Source organism: Chryseobacterium sp. 2TAF14, assembly GCF_052115105.1.
Lineage (GTDB): Bacteria > Bacteroidota > Bacteroidia > Flavobacteriales > Weeksellaceae > Chryseobacterium.
On the sequence record NZ_JBFRGA010000001.1, the window covers coordinates 12,401 to 34,864 of the forward strand.

Here is a 22,464-nt window from a genome sequence, read left to right on the forward strand (position 1 = left end):
AATTTAATCTTGTTCAATATTAAAAAACAGTCTGATAATTTTTGTCGGGCTGTTTTTTTTGCGCTTAAAACATAATAAATATCTAAAACTTTTTCGTCCTGCGATTTTTAAACTAACTTGATATTTAAGCATTAAAAAAATATTTGATGGTATATTTTATAAGAATATACGGTTGATTGTAAATCTTTTATCTTTTCTCTATTTTCTTTCATCTACTTAAAACAATTATTTGTAGCATTATTTCTAAAACTATTTTAAAGGATTACGTTTTAATATTTATTATTTTTAAGAAAAAAATAAAACGTATGAATCTTTATACACAACCGATGTTGCGTGAAGACGCTCTGAAAGATAAAGTAGCCATTGTTACAGGTGGCGGAAGTGGTCTTGGTAAAGCAATGACCAGATATTTCCTGCAATTGGGCGCAAAAGTGGTGATCACTTCCAGAAATTTAGAAAAACTTCAGGTTACTGCAAAAGAATTAGAAGAAGAAACGGGCGGAAAAATTCTTTGCGTTGCGTGTGACGTCAGAAATTGGGATGAGGTTGAAGCCATGAAAGAAGCCACTTTAAAAGAATTTGGTAAAATAGATATCCTGTTAAACAATGCAGCAGGAAATTTCATCTCACCAACAGAAAGATTAACGCATTCTGCTTTCGATTCTATTTTAGATATTGTTTTAAAAGGAACGAAAACTGTACACTTTCCATCGGAAAACACTGGATTGATTCAAAAAATCCCGGAACGGTTTTAAATATCGTAACAACTTATGCTTGGACGGGTTCTGCGTACGTCGTTCCGTCTGCTTGTGCAAAAGCGGGAGTTTTAGCAATGACACGAAGTTTGGCAGTTGAGTGGGCAAAATACGGAATCAGATTCAACGCAATCGCTCCGGGACCGTTTCCTACAAAAGGAGCCTGGGACAGGTTGCTTCCCGGAGATTTGCAGGAAAAATTTGATATGAGAAAAAAAGTACCGTTGAGAAGAGTAGGAGAACATCAGGAGCTAGCAAATCTTGCAGCGTATCTGGTTTCAGATTATTCGGCTTATATGAATGGAGAAGTGGTTACGATTGACGGTGGAGAATGGCTTCAGGGCGCAGGTGAATTTAATATGCTTGAAGACATTCCGCAGGAAATGTGGGATGCTTTGGAGGCAATGATTAAAGCGAAAAAATCCAATTAATTATAAATTATAAATGATGAGTTTTTAGCTTCTGGTTATTTAATTTTGCTGATAGCAAAAAACATCATCAATAATGCTTCCTTATGAAACAGAAGCGTTATTTTTGTTCTTTAATTTAAATGAAACCCTAATGAATTTCAGATTTTCAGCTCTGTTTATGCTTGTTTTTGCATGGAGCTTTTCTCAAAATTTAAAAGTAATGTCTTTCAACATCAGACTCAATGTAGAATCTGATAAAGAAAACTCATGGACAAACAGGAAACAAGATGCGGTAGATTTATTAACTTATTATCATCCGGATTATTTTGGCGTTCAGGAAGCGCTTCCGGAGCAGATGAAAGATATTAAAAACGGTTTGAAAAATTACGATTATGTAGGAGTAGGGAGAGACGACGGCAAAGAAAAAGGAGAATTTTCTGCAATATTTTATGATATAGAAAAACTACAAATTGTAAAATCAGGAACCTTCTGGCTTTCAGAAACTCCGGAAAAACCATCAAAAGGTTGGGATGCCGCTTTGAACAGAATTTGCTCTTGGGCGATTTTTAAAGATAAAAAATCAAAGAAAGAGTTTTTGGCAATGAATATTCACTTCGATCATGTTGGAAATGTAGCAAGAGTAAAGTCATCAGAATTAATTCTTAAAAAAGCGAAAGAACTAAACCCGAAAAACTTGCCAATGACATTAACAGGTGATTTTAATCTGACTGAAGATACTGAACCGGTAAAAATTCTTTCAAAAAATCTTGACGACACTTTCTATAAATCTGAAACGAAACATTACGGACCGAAAGGAACATTTACGGCATTCAACGTAACCGAAATTCCGAAAGACAGAATCGATTATATTTTTGTGAAAGGCTTTAAGATAAAATCTCACAGACATATCAACGACAGAAGAGAAAATCTGCTTTATCCTTCAGATCATTTCCCGGTTTTGACGGAACTGCAGTTTTAAAATATTAATTCTCAGGAAAATCAATCTCAAATCCAATTCCTCTCAGGGATTGGATTTTTATTTTGCCGTCATGCTAAAAATATTTTCGCAGCCGGCTGATAAAAACATCAAGGCTTCTTCCTGTAAAATAATCGTTGGTTTCCCAAGAATTGTCAAGAATATAGTCTCTGTTTAAATTAAAAAATAAAAGCGATGAAAATCTTTCACCGCTTTTTTCATTATAAAAATTATTTTTCCAGATTAAAAAACTTCAAGAGAAGGTCTGCACTCCGGTTGCCCGCAACTAAAACTTATTTCTGAACATTGTGATGAAACACACGGACCGCCACTTGTAGAGCCATCATAATATGTAATCATACGACATGAGCAATCTAGTTTCCCACCCATAATGGTTTTTAATTGATTTCTTTTTAATTTTTTCATAGTAATTTAATTTTGTTGGTAAATGTTTGATTACCATAAAGATAAATAATTATTTTTAAACTATTTGAAATAATTTTTAAAAATAAAAACGAGTTAGAAAAATAAATGCTGCAGATTTTAATGATGACATTTATAAACTTTAAGAGAAAAAAATCTTGCACAGCAGGAAAGTTTGTGCAATTAATGATAGATTTGCAGCAAATTAAATAATAAAATTATCAAATGAAAAAACAGATTGTTGCATTATTTTGCGTAGCAATATTCAGCGTTTCTTGCGCTCAGAAAAATGATGGAAAAAGTGATAGCAAATATACAGATGACCAGAAAGCCTCTTACTATATAGGCTTAAACATCGCCCAAAATATGAAACAGGAAGGTTTCAAGGTAGATGCAGACCTTTTGGCTCAGGCTATCAAAGAAGAGATGGAAGGAACAAAGAAGCTGATGCCCGCTGAAGAAATGAATGCTTTTATGCAGGATTTTATGCAAAAACAAAACGAAAAAAAGCAATCTGCGGCATTGGCATTGGCTGGTGAAAATAAGAAAAAAGGTCAGGATTTTCTTGCAAAAAATAAAACGAATCCCAAAGTGAAAGCCACTGCTTCAGGCTTGCAGTATGAGGTATTGCAGGAAGGTGACGGCAAAACAAAGCCAAAGGCTTCAGATGTTGTACAGGTAAAATATACAGGTAAACTTTTGGATGGAACTGTTTTCGATTCTACAGATAAAAACGGCGGAAATGCGATGGATATTAATCTAAGTGGTGTAATTAAAGGCTGGACGGAAGGAATCCAACTGATGAGCAAAGGATCTAAATACAGATTTTATATTCCTTCAGAGCTTGCTTACGGAGATCACGGAGCAGGCGGCGCAATTCCTGCAGGTGCTACAATCATCTTTGATGTAGAATTGGTAGGCATAAAATAAACCCGATATATTTTCAAAATAAAAGAGGCTGTCTCAAAAGCGAGACAGCCTCTTTTTTGTTTTTCTTGTCAAATAAGAACATGGTTTACATTCAATATTTAAAAAAAATGTCTCAGTCAAGATTCTGCAAAACCATTTTTAATAGCAAAAACAGCTAAGCCGACCCTTGTTTTGAGATCAAATTTTTCACAAAGCTGATCGCGGTAGCTTTCTACAGTTCTTGGGCTGCAGCACATTTTTTCGGCAATTTCTTTATAACTGAGCTCGGTAACGGTATAGGTAAGAAATTCTTTTTCCCTTTCAGAAATTTTCTTCTTTTTTTCGTTATACTTATCATCACTCATATTCGAGAAGATGATTTTTGATGCCCAGTCCGGGTAAAAAAAGCCATCGCTGCTCAGTTTTGTGAGAGCCGTTTCCAGGTCTTTCGGGTGGGTGTTTTTTAGCAGATAACCTTTGGCTCCGTTTCTGATCATTTTTATCACACTGTTATCGTCGCCCTGCATGCTGAGTGCCATTACTTTCACGTCCGGATGATTTTCTCTGAGCCATGATGCGGTTTCAAAACCATTCATCACCGGCATACTGATATCCAGAAGAACGATGTCCGGAATTTTTTGCCCGTTTTCAAACTTATCAATCATGTCTTTTCCATTTTCGGCTACGTCAATTACTTTGAAACCTTCAAAATTATCGATAATTCCTTCAAGTGCTTTAGCGATCAATAAATGATCGTCAACAATTATAATGGTCTTTTTCATGGTCGTTTTTTTAGTTTAACTTCAATCATGGTTCCTCTGTTTTCATTACTTTCAAGACTAAATTCGGCACCTATGATTGCCGTTCTGTTTTTCATGTTGGTAAGCCCGATTCCGTTGGAGAGAATTTTGTTGATGTCAAAACCAATTCCGTCGTCATTGATTTTTAATTCCCAAAGATTCTCTTCGGTTGTATTGAGCTTAATGAAAATATTTTCGCATTTTGAGTGCTTGATGCTGTTTTGAATAAACTCCTGCGTTATTCTCAACAAAACATTTTTATATACAAAATCCAGATCAAGACATTCAAAATTATGATTAAAATGAATTTTGCATTTTTTTAATGCGCTTGCATTATCTACTTCTTTTTGAATTAAGGTTACAATATCTTTCTGATTAATGTTATCATCGGTCAATGTTTTTGAAAGACTTCTTAAATCCTGCAAAGACTGATTGATAATTTCCGAAACCTGGTCTATTTTTCCGCTTTCTTCGCATACCTTATTTTCATACAGCAACTGTTGTGTATAAAGACTTGCTAACGTGAGTTTTTGCCCGATATTATCATGCAGCTCACGACCGATATGCTGCATTGTAGCTTGCTGAATTTCAAGCTGGGTAGCCAGAAGCTCTTTCTGATGAACTTCATTTTTGATCTGAATTTCACTTAAATATTCTATTTTTCGCTGCTTGTATTTCCGGATGTAGATCATCACGGCAACCACAAACAAGACGAAAAAAATGTTGAATAAAACGATGGTTAAATATAATTCTGTTTTCCCCATATAAATGAACTTGCAAATAAAAGATACATCACAATTCCGGACAAAAGGAAATAGTTATAATATAAATTCCACATTTCCATATTCTCCAAAAGCTGGAAATAAAACGCCCAAAACGGGAGCGTTCCTATATAAAATAAAGTTACTCCCAGATTAATGTAAAACATTTTGTTTTTCATAAAATTGAGAATGTTATCGGAATTTACCTGCTTATAATATTCCATAATGACCAAAAGTGCCATCAATAGGCTTCCGAAAGTATAGTTAAAAGAAAATATCTGCTTATTTTTTATAAAATACAACTCATTTGGGATAAATGCCAAAAGAAAAATTCCTGAGATTGCAAAAAACAGTTTTTTATTATTTAGCGATTGATAAGCATAAAGCCAATAAAAGAATATAAACTCAACCGGGATCACAAAATAATTAAAAAATAAGTTTTTCGGATAAGAAATATAATTTTCGGCAAATTTTCCAAATAATTCGCAGCAGAAAATAAAAATTAAGAATATTGAAAAGTAACTATAATAACTTCCTTTTAATTTTTTTAAATAAATAATAGACACCAAAGCAGCAAGACCTTCAGAGAAGATCATGCCGCTTTGTAGCAAATTCTGGAAATCATCCATCAGCTGCAGATTAATAAGATTCTACAATAGAAGTCTTTGGAGGAACCAGTGTACCGTGGTTCATCGCCAAAGCATCAGTTATCAAACCTGTTATTGCCAATGCTCCGTTTGTATCTTCAAGAGGATTAAAGTCGTAATCAAGATTATCTTTCTTTTTAGTGGGAACCATTACCAATGTGTGTCTGTTTGCATAATTTGCCGGAACAGACATTTCCGGAACTTCAGGATATGCTGCATAATAAAAGCGGATTCCAAGATCTGAATCTTTTACAGTCTGATCAATTAACTGCGCCTGAGTTTCAATTTCGGAAATAAAGGTTTTTAATGTTGGAAGATCAAACCATATAGAATGGGCATCTTCCATATTAAGATTTTCATTAATGACTTCAAGTTGATTTGTACGATAGTTGTCTACTAAATTCTGAATGAGTTGAGTAGAAATAAGATTGGTGTTGTTCATAATAATGTTTTGATTGTTTTGGTTGTCCATTTTCTTAGGTTTTATGGGATTTCTTGTACAAATGTGCAAAAAAAAACCTGAAAAACTTCCCGTTTTTTCCCTGTAAATCCTGTCTTTGCACTTAATTAATTTATTAAAAAAAATAAGTACCACAGAATGAGATCTGTGGTACTTGCCTAAAAAAATTAATATATTTGAAAAAAACTACTTATTTTTCAGCCGGTCTGAAAACCAAACCTGTTTCTTCAAAATAATCTAAAGTGATTCTGTCGCCGTCATTCACATTTCCTGCAAGAATTTCTTTGGATAATTTATTTAAAACTTCCTGCTGAATCACTCTTTTCAAAGGTCTCGCTCCGAAAACCGGATCGTAGCCTTTGTTGGTGAGATAATTCAAAGCATCCTGTGTAGCCGTCATAATGATATTGCGTTTTGCTAACAAATCATTGTATCCTCTCAACTGATATTGTACGATCTTTCCGATTTCTTTTTTTCTTAAAGGCTGGAACAATACCGTCTCATCAATTCTGTTTAAAAATTCCGGACGAAGAGTTTGTTTTAATAAATCAAAAACATCGATTTTAGTTTTATCAACAATCTCGTCTAAAACTCCATTACTGTCAGGCTGAGCGGAGTCGAAGCCTTCAAAATTCTCCTGAATAATATGCGAACCTAAATTTGAAGTCATAATGATAATCGAATTTTTGAAATTTACAACTCTGCCTTTATTATCCGTCAAACGACCATCATCCAAAACCTGTAATAATGTATTGAAAACATCAGGATGCGCTTTTTCAATTTCATCTAAAAGCACCACAGAATATGGTCTTCTTCGCACCGCTTCCGTTAATTGACCGCCTTCATCATAACCAACATATCCGGGAGGCGCTCCAACCAATCTTGAAACCGAATGACGCTCCTGATATTCGCTCATATCAATTCTCGTCATATTGTTTTCATCGTCAAATAAAAACTCTGCTAAAGCCTTTGCCAGCTCAGTTTTACCAACTCCTGTTGTTCCTAAAAATAAGAAACTTCCGATTGGTTTTTTCTCGTCACTCAATCCTGCTCTGTTTCTTCTAATTGCATCTGCAACGGCTGTAATCGCTTCATCTTGACCTACAACTCTGTGATGAAGCTCGGTTTCAAGATGAAGTAATTTTTCTCTTTCAGACTGAAGAAGTTTTGTAACCGGAATTCCTGTCCATTTTGCAATCACTTCAGAAATGTTTTCAGAAGTTACTTCTTCTTTAATCAATTCGTTCTGATGATTTTGCATCTCCAGTTCAAGTTTTTGCAAAGCATCTTCCTTCTCCTTAATTTTTCCGTACTGTATTTCTGCGACTTTTGCATAATCTCCTGCTCTTGAAGCTCTTTCGGCTTCTAATTTCAGAGATTCAATATCTTTTTTAATCTGGGTAAGATCCTCAGATTTTTGTTTTTCTTTCAGCCATTTTGCATTGATTTCATTTCTTTCTTCAGAAATTTTCGAAATATCTTCTTTTAAATGGTCAATTTTTGTTTGGTTGCCTTCTCTTGAAATCGCCGCCAATTCAATTTCCAGCTGCATCAGTTTTCTGTCGAGAACATCCAGCTCTTCAGGTTTTGAATTGATTTCCATTCTCAGTTTTGCCGAAGCTTCATCAATCAGGTCAATCGCTTTATCGGGTAAAAATCGGTCTGAAATATATCGTTGAGACATTTCTACCGCCGCAATAATTGCCTCATCTTTGATTCTTACTTTGTGGTGCGCTTCATATTTATCTTTAATTCCACGGAGGATTGAAATTGCAGATTCCGTATCCGGTTCTTCCACCATCACCTTCTGGAAACGTCTTTCTAAAGCTTTATCTTTTTCAAAATATTTTTGATATTCATTCAAAGTGGTTGCGCCGATCGCTCTTAATTCGCCTCTTGCCAAAGCAGGTTTCAAGATATTTGCGGCATCCATTGCGCCTTCACCACCTCCGGCTCCAACCAAAGTGTGGATTTCGTCGATGAAAAGAATGATTTGTCCGTCAGATTTTGTCACTTCATTTACGACAGATTTCAAACGCTCTTCAAACTCTCCTTTGTATTTTGCACCGGCAATCAAAGCTCCCATATCTAAGGAGTATAAAGTTTTATCCATCAGGTTTTCAGGAACATCACCGTTAATGATTCGGTGTGCAATACCTTCTGCGATGGCAGTTTTACCGACACCGGGTTCACCAATCAAAATCGGATTATTTTTGGTTCTTCTCGAAAGAATTTGCAAAACCCTTCTGATTTCCTCATCACGACCGATTACGGGATCCAATTTTCCTTCTGCGGCTAATTCGTTGAAGTTTTTAGCATATTTATTTAAGGATTGATAAGTCTCTTCTGAACTTGCAGAAGTTGCTTTCGAACCTTTTCTTAATTCTTTTATTGCACCTTCTAAAAGACTTTTTGTAACGCCCATATCTTTCAGCATTTTAGAAACTTCTGAATTGGTTTCTAATAATGAAAGCCACAAATGCTCGATCGTTACAAATTCATCGCCCATTTTTTTAGCGATGTTGGGAGCATCCAGCAAAACTTTATTTGCAGATTGTGAAAGGTAAATATTTCCTCCCTGTACTTTTGGGAGCTTTTCTAAATTTTCGCGGTTGCGCTCTCTTACCAAATTGGCATCTGCTTCAGATTTTTTCAGTAAGAAAGGCGATATATTTTCATCTACCTGAAAGATTCCTTCCAGTAAATGTTGAGGTTCTATTTGTTGGTTACCAAATTCTATTGCTACTTGTTGTGCGGCTTGAATGGCTTCCTGTGATTTTACGGTATATTGATTTAAATTCATATCTTTTTATTTTTTGATTCTTTAATTAGTTTTAAATTTAGATTTCAGACATCAGATTTCAGACCATAAGAGTCTCATAAATGTTAATTTTTCAGATCAGATTTTCTAATTTCTGATGTCCTCAATCTATTCAATCATTTAATTCATGAACTATATTTCAAAAACTGTTCAATTGTAAAATTTTTAAAAATAAAGGACAAAATTTCCGAAATATTCATTTTTGTATCTATTTACGGAAGACAAAATTTCCGATTTTAATAATTCTACAGTAAATCGGRATATGAATAATTTTAAAATTCAGGAAACATTGTAAATGATCATATGAAAATCAGGATATTAAAATCAGAATAATTACTTTTGCACTTTACTTATGGAGCTAAAAGAAAAACAGATCAAAATACTCGAAGTCGCAGTAGAACTTTTCAAAGAGAAAGGCTATATGGGAAGCTCGGTAAGAGATCTCGCTACAAAACTAAATATAAAAGCGGCGTCGTTGTATGCGCACATCCGTTCTAAGGAAGAAATTCTTGAGTGGATCTGTTTTGGCGTTGCTCATGATTTTTTTGAAGAACTTCAGGAAGTAAAAAATACAAAAGTTTCTCCACAGGAAAAATTGAATTTGTTTCTGGATAAACATTTGTCGGTTGTTCTTAAAAACCGCGATGTTACGCATATTTACTCTAATGAATGGAAACATCTGGAAGAAAGGTTACCCGAATTTATTGAGCTGAGAAAAAATTACCAGYAGGAAGTTGAGCAATTGATCTCTGAAATTTATAAAGCTGAAAACTGGGAGCTGAAATCTTCTGCTTTTACCACAAGATTTATTCTTCATACTCTGAATAATTCTTATTTCTGGTTTAAAAGGAATACAGAATCGACCTCTGAAATTACCAATGAAATAAGAGATAAGCTGCTTTTTGGTCTCTTGGGAAATCAGAAATAATTTTGAATCTGTTCAAAACAACTTTATATTTTAACACATTAGTCACATTAGAATTTTCTTCTATATTTTATAAAAGAACACATTAGTTTTCGAAAATCATTGATTCTCTTATGTGCTCTAAAATATTTTCAAACATTTAACTAAAAAACTAAAAAACTAAAAAACTGTTTTACATGTTAAAAAATAAGTTCAGGATTGTTCGTTCTTATCATTCATCAATGCTTTTGAATTTTCATTCGCCTAATTTTGTATTATCTAAAAATCAATAATATGGAATTAGGAATAGGAATGTTTGGCGACTTGGCTTTTGACCAGACTACCGGAAAATATAGAGACGCAGGAGTTAAAATCAGAGAAATTATTGAGCAGGTAAAATTAATGGATGAGGTAGGAATCGATGTTTTCGCTATGGGAGAACATCACCGTGCAGATTATGCGGTTTCTTCGCCCGAAATCGTTTTAGCTGCCGCTGCAAGTATTACAAAAAATATAAAATTAGCAAGTGGAGTAACGGTTTTGAGCTCATCTGAACCTGTAAAAGTCTACGAAGATTTTGCTACATTAGATTTAATTTCTGATGGGCGTGCTGAAATTTTTGTCGGACGAGGAAGTTTCATTGAATCTTTTCCACTTTACGGATATTCTTTAAATGATTACGAAGAGCTTTTTGATGAAAAATTAGAATTATTATTAAAAATAAATTCTGAAGAAAACGTTTCTTGGTCAGGAAAATTACGTGCTCCGATGCAAAACCAAACCGTTTATCCGAGAGCTAAAAACAACGGAAAACTTCCAATCTGGAGAGCAGTTGGCGGAACTCCGCAATCGGTTTTAAGTGCTGCACAATTGGGAATGCCTTTGGTGGTGGCAATTATTGGCGGAATGCCGGTGCAATTCAAAAACCTGATTGAATTTTACAAACAGGAATACCTTAAAGCAGGGCATGATGAAGCAGAAATGCAGATTGCCATTCATTCACACACTTTTGTAAGTGAAGAGAAAGAGGTTGTAGACGGATATTTTCATAATTATAAATCTCAGATGGATAGAATCGGCTCTTCAAGAGGTTGGTCTCCTTATACGAAAATGCAGTATGAAGGCGGAAGAAGCAAAGATGGAGCATTATTTATAGGGAATGCAAACGAAGTTGCCGATAAAATTAATTATATGAAAGAAATTTTCGGGATTACAAGATTTATCGGTCATATGGATGTGGGCGATCCTGCGAATGATGTAATGATGAAATCTATAGAGCTGTTTGGCGAAAAGGTTGCGCCACAGGTAAAATAATTTTTAGCCTTCAAGATTTTGAAAACTTTGAAGGCTTTTTATTTTAAGCAATCTCGATCAGGCTTCCCCGTTCTTCATCTTTAGTAATATTCAGCGAAACCGGAATTTTCTCTTTCAGTTCTTCAACGTGCGAAATAATTCCCACAATCCGGTTTTCTTTCTGAAGATTCATCAGCGTTTCAAAAACGACATTTACTGATTCTAGATCCTGGGTTCCGAAACCTTCATCAATGAAGAAAAAGTTTTTCTCAGATTGCGCATGAGTTTGTACACTTTCTGCCAAAGCCAGAGCGAGACTCAGCGAAACCTGAAAAGCCTGTCCTCCGGAAAGCGTTTTCACACTTCGGCTGCGTCCTTCGTTCAGGTAATCGATGATCTCAAAATCATTGCTTTCGTTCAACTGTAAACTCAACTGATTTCTTGTCATCCGATGGAAACGTACATTAGCGTGATCGCACAACTGACGAAGATAAATCGAAGAAACATATTGTACAAAACCGGCTCCCTTAAAGAGATTGGTCATAATCTTCAGATTTTCTGCACGTTTTTGAAGCTGAGATAAATCCTTTAGCAAATCTTCTTTTTTCTTAAACTCTTTTTCAAGTCTTTCAATTTCTGTAACGATTTTTACTACCGAATCATTGACGGTTTTTAAATCGTTTTCAAAAGCTTTGAATTGATTTTCGGTTTCTTTAAGATGTTCTTCATCAAATGAAAAATCTTTGAGTTTGGTTTCCAGATTGAGAATGTCGTTTTTTACAATTTCAAATTGAATTCTGAATTGCTGAATCTGATTTCTTGTTTCCTGAACATTAATTTCATGTACTAGAATTTGCTGAATTTCTTCTAAAGTATTGAATTGCTGTTCTGATAAAGAATTTTCAGTCAGGATTTTATTATCAGAAATTTCTTTTTCCAGTTCTGAAATCCGTTTTTCTAGTTGATCTGCAATTGTTTTTTGTTCAGCTAATTTTGGTGAAATTTCTTTTTCTTCTCTAATTAATTGCTGATAATTTTGCTCAGTTTCAAGATTTGATTTTGAAAGTTTATTGTAAATTTCTTCAATCTCTTCAACCGTTTTTTCTTTATAATCAGCCCATTGCAAAACTTTTAAATTCGTTTCATTTGAATTTATTTGTTCTTCTTTTTTCGCCTCATCAAGCCTGAATTTTTCTAAAGCTTTATTGTAATTATCAAGGTTTTCTCTTTCCTTATCAAGATTTTTTTGCTCCAAACTTATTTGCTGATTCAATTCATCGATCTGCTTTTCAATAGTGAAAGATTGTTGTCTTTTTTCTTCAAAATCATTTTGATTTTCAGGATTAAATTCTTTCCAACTAAAGTTTTTTAAATGTTCTTCAATTTGAGTTTGAATTAGTTTTAAATTTTCTTCTTCTGATTTCTGTTGTTCCTCAAAAATCTTTTTTCGGTCAAGAATTTTTTCTATTTCTAAAGACTGTTTTTGAATCTGATCTCTTTGAATTTCAATCTGCTCAATTTTCTTTTGAATTTCATTTAATTCAGCATTCACATCATCAAACTTTACAATATTTGGATGTTCCAAAGCGCCACAAAGCGGACAAGATTTTCCATCGTGCAGTTCGTTGGCAAAATGAGCCAGCTTTTGCTGTACTTTAAGGTGATTTCGCTTTTCAGAAAGCATTTTTTTCTGATTTTCTAAACTATCAATTTGAGTTTTAAAATCATTTTTAAAAGTTTCAGGATTGATTTTAAAAGGTTTTAATTCTTCTGATATTTTCCCAATTTCAATTTTTATTGAATCGATTTTTCGAGTCTGATTTTGTAAATTTTCATTTAATCTTTTCTTTTCGGAAAACCAGTTTCCGACATTTAATAATAAATTAGAATCTATTTTTTTTGGCTTTAAAAGTTCTGCATTTTTAGAAAGGTCTTCAATTTTTTGCTGAATTAATTTCTGATGGGTTTCAACTTCTTTTACTTTTTCAGAACCTTTTTTTGTTCGTTCTTTTAAGGTTTCAATTTCTCCTGAAAATTTCTGCATTTGTAAAATCAAACTCAGATCATTTTCCTGAATTTTAGACTGATTTAATGCTTCATATTTTGGCTGAATCGCAGAAAGTTTATTTTTTACATTTTCAAACCTGATTTCCGTTTCCTTAACAATTTTAAACTGATTTTCTTTATTTTTCTGTTGTTCGGAAATTTCTTTCTGAAGCTTATTTTTTTCAGAAATTAATGGCGTGAAAATCCTGAAAACTTTGTCAAATACTTCAGTTTTTGTTTCTAAAATATCGATTTCCGATTTCTGTATATTCAGTTTATCAAACTCAGATTTCTTTTGTTTAAGCGATTCAAAATCAGTCTTTAAATTTTTAAGTTGCTGATATTTTTCTTCAATCTTTTTAAACTGAATTTTTACATCTTCAAATTTTTGCTGCTCAGTTTTTAAATGTTCTTTCTGAACTGAAATTTGCTCTTCATTTACTTCTTCAAAACCCTTCAATTGACCTTCCAACTGATCCAATTCTGATCTGTTTTTGGAATTTAAAACTGAAACATTATTCTGCAAATCAAAACGCTGAAGGCTGAAAATTTCCTTCATCATATTTGTTCTGTCTGTCGCGCCCAATTCCAGAAATTCTTTAAACTGACCTTGAGGAATAATAATGGTTCGCTTAAAATTGGCATAGCTTAAACCAATGAGTTTTTCGGCATTGGAATGGTCTAAAGGAATCCAGCTTTCATTTTTCCATTCATAGAAAGTGACGGTCGGAGTTTTTACATCTTCAAAATTTTTAGAATTACGTTTAAATTCTCTTGTAGCACGGAATTTTTTGTTTTCAAAATTGATGAAATCAAATTCAATGTAAGATTTATTCGATTTCAAATTCATCATATTGTAAGTACGTTTATCTCTGGAATTGAGACGTTCCGTTTCGCCGTACAGCGCAAAAGAAATGGCTTCCAAAATAGAAGATTTTCCGGACCCAACCGAACCGAAAATGCCAAAAAGACCAGCTTCCGTAAGATTTTCAAAATCGATTTTCTGACGTTCCTGATAAGAATAAAGACCTTCTAAAGTCAGTTGAATTGGAATCATAATAATAAATTAAGAACTTAAAAGATTGTAATTTGAACCATTAAGGACATTTAAGAAGTTAAGAATAATTAAGTCTTTGCAAGCAAAGTAAGATTTGTGTCTTAAGAAATTTATTTCTCTTAAAAAACTTAACTTCTTAAATCCATCTTAATGGTTCAATAAAATATATTATTTATCAGAACTAACAATTTCGTTAAATAAATTAATGAGCTCTTCATTGGCTTCCTGTCCGCCGTTTTTAGATTTAAAATAATTGTTGAACAAAGTTTGAATATCCTGATTCAGATTGATTTCACTCAGTTGATTTTCATTAAAATCCTGATTTTTAACTTTCGGAATGAGATGCACAATTCCGTTGTGCCATTGATAGATAAGTTTTCTCTCTTCGGCTTTTAGAAAAGTTTCGCTTTCCAAGGTTAATTCAACTAAGGTATTTGGATTTTCTTTCAGCCATTCAATGGCATTTTCAATGGAATCAAATGTTTTTCTGGCAAGCTTTTTACCGTTTTGTAAAGCGATTTTATCAAATGAAACATTTTTATTGGGTTCAGCTTCAATAATGGAAACGTATTTCGTTTGTCCGGCTTCACTAAAGCTGTAGCACAAAGGCGAAGATGAATAGACAACAGGTTTTTCATCGGTTCCTATATTCTGAAAACCATGCAAATGTCCTAAAGCGGTATACTGAATCTGGTGCGGAATAATATCTGAAAAAACAAGGTCTGCATTTCCTATTTTAATGGGTTTTTCGCCTTCCGGTTCTTCCAAAATCGGAGCGCCTTTTTTGTTCATATACAAATGCGTTATCAAAAGGTTGATACCATTTATATCGCAAAATTCATCAGCAGTTTTTTTCCAGTTTTCGGCTAAAACTCTATTGAGTTCCTCTTCTTTATTTTCACCAAAATATTCTTTTAAACGAATCTCATTTGCATAAGGAGTGTGCAAAATTCTGACAGGGAAATTTTGATTCTTAAATTCTAATTCAATAAAACCTTCTGTTGATTTTGAAACTTTGAAATGTTCAAGCTCAAAAGGATTGATTGTCGCTTTTGGATGTCCGATTAAAATAATTCCGCATTCGCGCGCTAAAGGATCAGGTGCATCGATCAAACTTGGCGAATCGTGATTCCCGGAAATCGCAATTACAGGACGTTTTCCATTTAATGATAAACGTTTTAAAGTTTTATAAAAAAGTTCCGTCGCTTCAACACTCGGATTAAAATTGTCGAATAAATCTCCGGCAACCAGAACCAGATCAACATTTTTCCGGTCTGCGATGTCAACAATTTCGTTCATCACCAAAACCTGTTCTTCTAATCTAGAAAAACGGTCGAGACGTTTACCCAAATGCCAATCGGCGGTGTGGAGGATTTTCATAATGTAAATGTAAGAAACTAAAAAGGCAAAGTAAAATTTCTAAATAAAAATGTTATTCCCTATTTTTGGAAAAACTATTCGTATGAAAAATATTATTACTGTACTTTTTATTTTGTTTGCAGTTTCTTTTCAAGCTCAAAATCTGGAAAAACTTTCGAAAGAAATTAATGAAGAAGGCATTGCTTTGTACCGCAGCGAAATGGCAAGTTGGTATGGAACAGATGTTTTCAGAGCTAATTATCAACAAATGGAAAATGTTGGAGGATATTTTTCTTATATAGATGACTCTGTTCCCAAATGTATTTTCTTTTCAAAAGAAAACAAGGTTATTGGAACGATTGCCTTTCCTACAAATTATAATCCGCAAAATGCAAAGCTTGATTTGAAAGAAAGAGATTTTACGCCTACAGAAACTGAGTATTTTACTATAAGACAGAATGCTTTAGCGAGAATTAAAACAGATACCATATTTAAATCTTATAAAAACACAAGCTTTAATATCGTTCCTCTCATCAAAAAAAATGTAAAAAAAGTTTATGTTTTAACCGGTCCATCTGTAGACAATKTTGTTATTTTTGGAAATGATTATTTGATCACTTTTAATAATAAAAATGAAGTTAAAAATGTTGAAAAACTTCATAACAGCATGATCGCTCAAAATATTAATGATGAAAAAGTAGTAAAAACAATAAGTGGAGTCCATTCTCATGTTATTGAAAATTGGCAGACGATTACACCTACAGACATTTGCACATTAATGCTCTATCAGAATCTTACAGATTGGGGAAGTTATATTACTATTTCTAAAAAGTTTACAAGTATTTGGAACTCAAATAACAACGTTGTTATTATGAAAACTGAAGATTATAAAAAGATGGCAGAAAATATTCTGGAAAGAAATAAAGATAAGACTGATTCGAAAGAAAATGAAGAGGGTGCAAATTAATAAAGTATAAACGGATTTATAGTTTAGAATCAGCTTCTCTTGCTTTAAAATCTTCTCGGATTTGCCATAAACGTGCTTTTCTTTCTGCTTCCGCATTTTGTATTTTACGTTTTTTCTGATCGATTTTCTTTTTATTTTTTTTCCTGTTCGCTTCGTTATTTTTGCTCATATTGATTTTCGGGATGAGTAATTTTTTATCGGTAAGGAATACCTTCATCAAAAATACTAAAGATTAAGAGTTTAAACAATTTTAGTAGATAAGTCTGATAAAATATTTTAATTTTACTGCGTTATGGAAGAAAAATCAAAAGATCCTTTACACGGAAAAAGACTTGATGCTATTCTTGATGAGTTGGTAGAATATTATCAGGGCTTTGAGGAACTGGGAAAACAGATCAATATCAAATGCTTTACAGATAATCCGAGCATTAATTCGTCATTGAAGTTTTTACGAAAAACAGACTGGGCAAGAAAAAAAGTGGAAAGCTTGTATCTGTATGTTTTGAGGCAGAAGAAAAGAGACGAAAAATAGATGAATAAATCTAAATTATTTTAGACGCAAAGATTTTTTTGCTTTGTGAATATTATCAGAAGGCAAAGGCAAATAAATTTGCTTCGCAAAGCTTGAAAATAGAGCTTCATCAAATCAACTTGTTGATTCATCTTTGCTCACTTCAAAATATACGTTATTAAATTAAAACTTTGCGTGAAAAAAGATAACGCTTTTACAAACGGAAATTTGCGACGATAAATCAAGGAAATTTTACAATGAGAGTGTTTAGAAGAAGTCTTGCTTTGCTGATTTATAATCAAGTTAAATAAACTCACACATTCCGGCAATCATTTCAAAAAAGAGTATATTTGTGGAAATAATCGTGATAGGAATTCACGAAAAAAAGAAAAAATATGACAATCGAAAACAATCATGTGGTAGCTGTAAAGTACATTCTTCACACTATCGAAGAAGATGGAACTAAAACTCTTGTAGAAGAGACAACAGCAGAAAATCCACTTACATTTTTATATGGCGTAGGAATGATGATTCCTAAATTTGAGCAAAACATTCACGGTTTGAAAGCCGGTGATACGGCAGCTTTCGTTATTCAGCCTGAGGAAGCTTATGGTGAAAAGCAGGAAGATGCGATTGCGCAATTGCCAATTGATATGTTTGCAGAAGCAGGAGTTCCGCCGGTTGGAGCTATTTTGCCTTTATCTGATAATCAAGGGAACAATTTCCAGGCTTTTGTAGTGGAAGTTACTCCGGAAGCAGTTGTTGCAGATCTTAACCATCCAATGGCTGGGAAAGTTTTGGATTTCCAGGTTGAGATCCTGAATACTCGTCCTGCAACAGAAGAGGAGTTGTCTCACGGTCACGCTCATGGAATTGACGGAAACGAAGGTCACTAAGATTTTCCTATACAATATTAAAATGTCCGGCAGAAATGCAGGACATTTTTTTTCGTTAATTCTTGCCACAAAAGTCACAAAAGTTTTCTACTGTTCAAAGTTGAATTGATTGAAAACAGAAGTTCAAAAAAGAGTTGAAAATATTTTTAATCTGTGAAAATCTGAGTAATCTGTGGGAGGTTTTAACACATAAGTCACTTAGTTTTTAGGTTAAAATTCTTTGAGAATATTTAGAAAACATAAGTTAAAAATCTTTGATTTTCAAAATGAGAAGTATGAATTTTATCGCAGATAAAATCTTTGCGTCTTAAAATAGAATTAAAGTAAATGACCTTGCGACTTTGCGATTGACCAACAGTTTTTAAAAATTAATCTAAAAACTCACCGCTCACATAAAACCAACGGTTTTGAATCATTTTGAACTGAGATAATTCGTGATGAATTTGTTTTTCACCGTCTTCATCTGTGTAATGTGCCTTGAATTCTACTTTATTCATTGATGGTTTGTCTACAATTTCCAGCTTTGTCCATTCATTGATTTCTCCCCATTCCTGCAGATCTTTTGTATTGTGAAACTGTCTTTTTCCGGGAGACGTTGTTTCCATTAAATATTTTCCATTCGGAATGGCAAATGCAGAAAACCTTGAGCGCATTAAAGCTTCTGCGGTCGGAGCGTATTTTTTTCCGGTATGATAAGGTTTGCAACATTCTTCGTAGGTTTTTCCGGAGCAGCAAGGACAATTCATTCTTATATTTTTTTGATGTACAAAAGTCGCAAAAGTTTTGGAATGTAGTTTTAAAATTTAATTTTCATTTAATTCATTAAAAAGCAAGAAAATTATTAAATAACAATTAAAATAAGATGAAATTTATAAAACTTATTTTGTTCTTAGAGAGATATTGATATTTTTGTGATACTTTACAAGTGTAAATACTTTATCGATGAAAAAAAATATCTTCATTTTACTTTTCGGATTTTTCAATTTATTCTCGGCGCAAAATGGTTATGAAATCAGCATCAAAACCAAAGGTATTGCGAAAGATGTAATGTATCTTAAAATATTCAACGGAACGGTTTCAGATTCTTATGCGGTAGATTCTGCAAAGATTAGTGACAAAACACCGATTGCAAAATTTGTTCAAAAACAGAAAGTTTTAGGAGGAATCTATAAATTGGAACTGAAATCTAATAAATCTTCTTTAAATATTTTGGTCAATAATGGTGCGAAAATATCATTTAATCTTGAAGGAAGTGAGCTTTTAGGACTTATGCCAGAACAAGAACCTAATATTGGTTTTCTCACTTATGAAAGACAGTCGGGAAACAGCGAGAAAAAATTAGAACTTTTAAAAGCTGTTCAAAAAAAATATCCAAGCCCTACGCTTGATCTTTATACCCAGCTCGAAGAAAAAAAGAATGTGAAAATTCCTGAAAGTTTAGAGGAGAGAAAAACATTACAAACCAGTATTCTTGCAGATCTTGATCTTAATGACAGGAGAATTCAGATCCTTCCGAATTCGTATCAGTTTTTATTTAAATACATTAATATTCTCCCGATTGATAACGAAAACTATAAAATAGGCGTAGATCGACTTCTGAAAGGGCAAAACTGTGATTCTAAAAATTATCTTTTTTATCTGAAATGGATTTTTAAAAATCTTGAATATTATAGCCAAAAAGGGATGAATGATGCGTATAAATATACCTTCAATACTTACCTTAATGATATGAAGTGCATTAATAAAAATGAAAAATTCTATAAAAATATTGCTTCAAAACTTTCTGCTTTGGAAGCGGTACCGATAGGAAGTACTATCGCTAATACCGAGATGCAGAAATTAGACAAAACAATGGTAAATCTTTCTGATATTTATGAGAAATCGAAATATACTTTTGTAATGTTTTACGATCCGGAATGTGTGCATTGTCAGGAAGAAACGCCCGGAATTGCAACTTATATTGCAAGTCTTAAAAATTCTGGTGTAAATATCCAATCCGTTGCTTATCTGAATACACCTGATGATAAAAAATGGCAAAGCTTTGTACAGGAAAAAGGTTTGCAAAACTGGATCAATGTGAAGAGTAAAAATAATGACCGCACTTATGTAGAAAAACTGGAAATCTCTTCTAACCCGAATTTTTTACTTTTAGATTCTCAAGGAAAAGTTCTATTGAAAAAGTATAACCAACAGGAAATTGCAAAAATTTTAATGTCAATAAGAGAATAAATAAATTTCTTGGTAGATATTGTTTAAACAAAAAAAGCATCCAAATTTGGATGCTTTTTTAAAGTTTATTTAATAAAACCTCTGTTTCTCAACAACGGTTTAATATTCGGATCATGCCCTGTAAAATCTCTGAATGCCTGATTAAGATCAACAGAATTTCCTACCGRCAGAATATATTTTCTGAAACGGTCACCGTTTTCTCTTGTAAGTCCACCGTTATTTTTAATCCATTCCCAAGCGTCGTTATCCAACGTTTCAGACCATAAATAAGCGTAATATCCTGCTGAATAACCACCGCCCCAAATGTGTGCAAAATAAGGTGTGTGATATCTCGGCGGAACGGTTGCTAAAGTAAATCCGTGATTATTGAGTGATTGCTTTTCAAAATCTAAAACTGGAAGCAACTGGTTTTCGTTAGTTACAGAATGCCAATCCATATCCAAAGCTGCTGCAGAAACCAATTCGGTCGTCATATAACCTTGGTTGAATGTTGCCGCTTTTTTAATTTTATCAACCAATGCTTGCGGAATAGGCTGTTTTGTTTCGTAATGAAGAGCGTAATTTTTTAGAACAACAGGATCTAAAGCCCAGTGTTCGTTGATTTGAGAAGGGAATTCCACAAAGTCTCTCGGTACATTGGTTCCTGAAAGCGATGGGTATTTCTGGCTTGCAAACATTCCGTGGATAGAGTGACCAAACTCATGGAAAATTGTAGAAACATCATCATAACTGATTAAAGATGGTTTTCCAGGAGCAGGTTTCTGATAATTATAACAGTTTACGATCACAGGTTTTGTTCCCAATAAATATGATTGCTCAACGTAGTTGCTCATCCACGCTCCGCCGCTTTTAGAGTCTCTTGTGTAGAAATCAAGATAATAAATGGCGATAGATTTCCCATCATGGTCGAAAACTTCGTAAGTCACCACATCAGGATGATAAACCGGAAGATCTGTTCTTTTTTTAAACGTTAATCCGTAGAATTTTTCTGCAGCGAAGAAAACACCTTTCTCCAAAACAGTTGTGATTTCAAAATAAGGCTTAATTTGATTTTCATCTAAATCGAATTTCGCTTTTCTTACCTGTTCCGCATAAAAATTCCAGTCCCAAGGTTCTACTTTAAAACCACCTTTTTGCTGATCAATCAAATCCTGAATGTCTTTTGCTTCACGTTTTGCGGTTTCTACTGCAGGATTTGCAATTTGGTTCATTAGCTTTACGGCAGCTTCAGGATTTTTTGCCATCTGATCCTGCAATTTCCATTCTGCGAAACTTTTTTTGCCTAAAATCTGTGCTTTTTTCAGTCTTAATTTTGCTAATTTTTCGATGGTTTCCCTTGTGTCGTTTCCGTCACTTTTTTCAGCTCTGGTCCACGATGCTTTAAATAATTTTTCTCTTGTTGCTCTGTTTTTCAGGTTTTGCAAGAGTGGTTGTTGTGTGGTATTTTGTAAAGCTAAAAGATATTTTCCGGGTTGCCCTGCAGTTTTTGCATCACTTGCAGCCGCAGCAATTTCATCAGCAGAAAGACCGTCCAATTCTTTGGCATCGTTAAAGAACACACCACCTTGTTTTCTCGCTTCCAGTAATTTGTTGGAATATTGCGTAGAAAGTGATGCCAATTCCTGGTTTACCTGCTTCAGTTTTTCTTTATCGGCAGAGGAAAGATTGGCTCCTGCAATCTCAAAATTTTGCTTATAAAATTGTAAAAGCCTTTTGCTTTCAGCATCCAATCCATTTTCTGTAATTGATTTAATTCTTGTATAAAGATTCTCATTCAAATACATTTTATCACAATGAGCGGCAAAAATTGGAGCATATTCTTCATCCAAAGCCTGCAAAGTAGGATTTGTATTTGCACTGGTAAGATTTGAAAATACAATTAAAGCTCTTTTCAGAACCTCACCGCTTTTTTCTAATGCTACAATGGTGTTTTCAAAAGTTGCCGCTTCTTTATTGTTGGCGATTTTCAGAATTTCGGCGTCGTGCTGTTTTAAACCAAATTCAAATGCCGGTTTGAAATGCTCATTTTTAATTTTATCAAATTCCGGAGCTTCGTACTGAAGCCTGCTTTTCTTCATAAAAGGATTTGAAGAAAGTGAAGCATCAGGAACAGGGATTTCCTGTTTTATGTCGTTTGTTTTCATTGTGGTACAAGAATAATTAAATGCTAAAGCAGAAATTAATAATGCTGAAGAAATATTTTTCATGGGCAGATATTTATTATTTTAAAAGGTCATAAA

The 22,464-nt window shown here is 33.5% G+C and carries 18 protein-coding genes and 1 pseudogene; 9 read left to right on the plus strand and 10 right to left on the minus strand.

What is annotated here, in order from left to right:
• Window positions 1–305 precede the first annotated feature (305 nt).
• The 3 genes and pseudogenes from AB4Y90_RS00060 (at window position 306) to AB4Y90_RS00070 (ending at window position 3,494) form a co-directional block, all read left to right on the plus strand.
• Window positions 306–1,186, plus strand: a pseudogene (locus AB4Y90_RS00060) (SDR family oxidoreductase).
• A gap of 130 nt (window positions 1,187–1,316) precedes the next feature.
• The gene (locus AB4Y90_RS00065) at window positions 1,317–2,144 is read left to right on the plus strand and encodes an endonuclease/exonuclease/phosphatase family protein (RefSeq protein WP_441555129.1); all 828 of its coding nucleotides are present in this window, start codon (window positions 1,317–1,319) and stop codon (window positions 2,142–2,144) included.
• A gap of 645 nt (window positions 2,145–2,789) precedes the next feature.
• Complete coding sequence (locus AB4Y90_RS00070) at window positions 2,790–3,494, plus strand: FKBP-type peptidyl-prolyl cis-trans isomerase (protein ID WP_441555130.1); 705 nt, start codon at window positions 2,790–2,792, stop codon at window positions 3,492–3,494.
• A gap of 116 nt (window positions 3,495–3,610) precedes the next feature.
• Here AB4Y90_RS00070 and AB4Y90_RS00075 read toward each other — a convergent pair whose 3' ends face one another.
• The 5 genes from AB4Y90_RS00075 to clpB form a co-directional block, all read right to left on the minus strand.
• On the minus strand, window positions 3,611–4,255 hold the full coding sequence (locus AB4Y90_RS00075) for a response regulator (RefSeq protein ID WP_441555131.1): 645 nt from the start codon (window positions 4,253–4,255) through the stop codon (window positions 3,611–3,613).
• Window positions 4,252–5,037 carry a sensor histidine kinase gene (locus AB4Y90_RS00080; protein ID WP_441555132.1) on the minus strand — a complete coding sequence of 262 codons (786 nt, stop codon included), beginning with the start codon at window positions 5,035–5,037 and terminating at the stop codon, window positions 4,252–4,254. The genes AB4Y90_RS00075 and AB4Y90_RS00080 overlap by 4 nt, the downstream gene beginning before the upstream one ends.
• Window positions 5,013–5,663: a hypothetical protein gene (locus AB4Y90_RS00085; RefSeq protein ID WP_441555133.1), complete on the minus strand. Its 651-nt coding sequence runs from the start codon at window positions 5,661–5,663 to the stop codon at window positions 5,013–5,015. Before AB4Y90_RS00085 ends, AB4Y90_RS00080 begins: the two co-directional genes overlap by 25 nt.
• 10 nt (window positions 5,664–5,673) lie before the next feature.
• Entirely contained in the window at window positions 5,674–6,153 is a 480-nt protein-coding gene (locus AB4Y90_RS00090; RefSeq protein ID WP_441555134.1) for a hypothetical protein, read from the minus strand.
• A 178-nt stretch (window positions 6,154–6,331) separates the two neighbouring features.
• Window positions 6,332–8,944, minus strand: a complete 2,613-nt coding sequence (gene clpB, locus AB4Y90_RS00095; protein ID WP_441555135.1) for an ATP-dependent chaperone ClpB — start codon at window positions 8,942–8,944, stop codon at window positions 6,332–6,334.
• Between the two features lie 370 nt (window positions 8,945–9,314).
• On the opposite strand from clpB, the gene AB4Y90_RS00100 reads away from it, so the two are divergent.
• Both AB4Y90_RS00100 and AB4Y90_RS00105 read left to right on the plus strand, forming a co-directional pair.
• On the plus strand, window positions 9,315–9,890 hold the full coding sequence (locus AB4Y90_RS00100) for a TetR/AcrR family transcriptional regulator (RefSeq protein ID WP_441555136.1): 576 nt from the start codon (window positions 9,315–9,317) through the stop codon (window positions 9,888–9,890).
• A 270-nt stretch (window positions 9,891–10,160) separates the two neighbouring features.
• The gene (locus tag AB4Y90_RS00105) at window positions 10,161–11,180 is read left to right on the plus strand and encodes an LLM class flavin-dependent oxidoreductase (RefSeq protein ID WP_441555137.1); all 1,020 of its coding nucleotides are present in this window, start codon (window positions 10,161–10,163) and stop codon (window positions 11,178–11,180) included.
• Between the two features lie 43 nt (window positions 11,181–11,223).
• Here the strand turns inward: AB4Y90_RS00105 and AB4Y90_RS00110 are convergent, their stop codons facing one another.
• Window positions 11,224–14,262, minus strand: a complete 3,039-nt coding sequence (locus tag AB4Y90_RS00110; protein ID WP_441555138.1) for an AAA family ATPase — start codon at window positions 14,260–14,262, stop codon at window positions 11,224–11,226.
• A 168-nt stretch (window positions 14,263–14,430) separates the two neighbouring features.
• A complete protein-coding gene (locus AB4Y90_RS00115) occupies window positions 14,431–15,642 on the minus strand; it encodes a metallophosphoesterase family protein (protein ID WP_441555139.1) in 1,212 nt (403 codons plus the stop codon).
• An 82-nt stretch (window positions 15,643–15,724) separates the two neighbouring features.
• On the opposite strand from AB4Y90_RS00115, the gene AB4Y90_RS00120 reads away from it, so the two are divergent.
• Window positions 15,725–16,588 carry a hypothetical protein gene (locus AB4Y90_RS00120; RefSeq protein ID WP_441555140.1) on the plus strand — a complete coding sequence of 288 codons (864 nt, stop codon included), beginning with the start codon at window positions 15,725–15,727 and terminating at the stop codon, window positions 16,586–16,588.
• A 16-nt stretch (window positions 16,589–16,604) separates the two neighbouring features.
• Here the strand turns inward: AB4Y90_RS00120 and AB4Y90_RS00125 are convergent, their stop codons facing one another.
• Entirely contained in the window at window positions 16,605–16,805 is a 201-nt protein-coding gene (locus AB4Y90_RS00125) for a hypothetical protein (RefSeq protein WP_441555141.1), read from the minus strand.
• A gap of 75 nt (window positions 16,806–16,880) precedes the next feature.
• On the opposite strand from AB4Y90_RS00125, the gene AB4Y90_RS00130 reads away from it, so the two are divergent.
• Both AB4Y90_RS00130 and AB4Y90_RS00135 read left to right on the plus strand, forming a co-directional pair.
• Entirely contained in the window at window positions 16,881–17,120 is a 240-nt protein-coding gene (locus tag AB4Y90_RS00130) for a VF530 family DNA-binding protein (RefSeq protein WP_441555142.1), read from the plus strand.
• A gap of 374 nt (window positions 17,121–17,494) precedes the next feature.
• Window positions 17,495–17,995, plus strand: coding sequence for an FKBP-type peptidyl-prolyl cis-trans isomerase (locus tag AB4Y90_RS00135; protein ID WP_441555143.1), 501 nt, complete (start codon window positions 17,495–17,497; stop codon window positions 17,993–17,995).
• 368 nt (window positions 17,996–18,363) lie between these two features.
• On the opposite strand, the gene AB4Y90_RS00140 is transcribed toward AB4Y90_RS00135, so the two are convergent.
• Window positions 18,364–18,741: a YchJ family protein gene (locus tag AB4Y90_RS00140; RefSeq protein WP_441555144.1), complete on the minus strand. Its 378-nt coding sequence runs from the start codon at window positions 18,739–18,741 to the stop codon at window positions 18,364–18,366.
• 196 nt (window positions 18,742–18,937) lie between these two features.
• Here AB4Y90_RS00140 and AB4Y90_RS00145 point away from each other — a divergent pair, with 196 nt between their 5' ends.
• Window positions 18,938–20,224 carry a peroxiredoxin family protein gene (locus AB4Y90_RS00145; RefSeq protein ID WP_441555145.1) on the plus strand — a complete coding sequence of 429 codons (1,287 nt, stop codon included), beginning with the start codon at window positions 18,938–18,940 and terminating at the stop codon, window positions 20,222–20,224.
• Window positions 20,225–20,289: 65 nt separating this feature from the next.
• Here the strand turns inward: AB4Y90_RS00145 and AB4Y90_RS00150 are convergent, their stop codons facing one another.
• Window positions 20,290–22,431 (minus strand): M3 family metallopeptidase, encoded by a 2,142-nt coding sequence (locus AB4Y90_RS00150; RefSeq protein WP_441555146.1) that lies wholly within the window; start codon window positions 22,429–22,431, stop codon window positions 20,290–20,292.
• Window positions 22,432–22,464 lie beyond the last annotated feature (33 nt).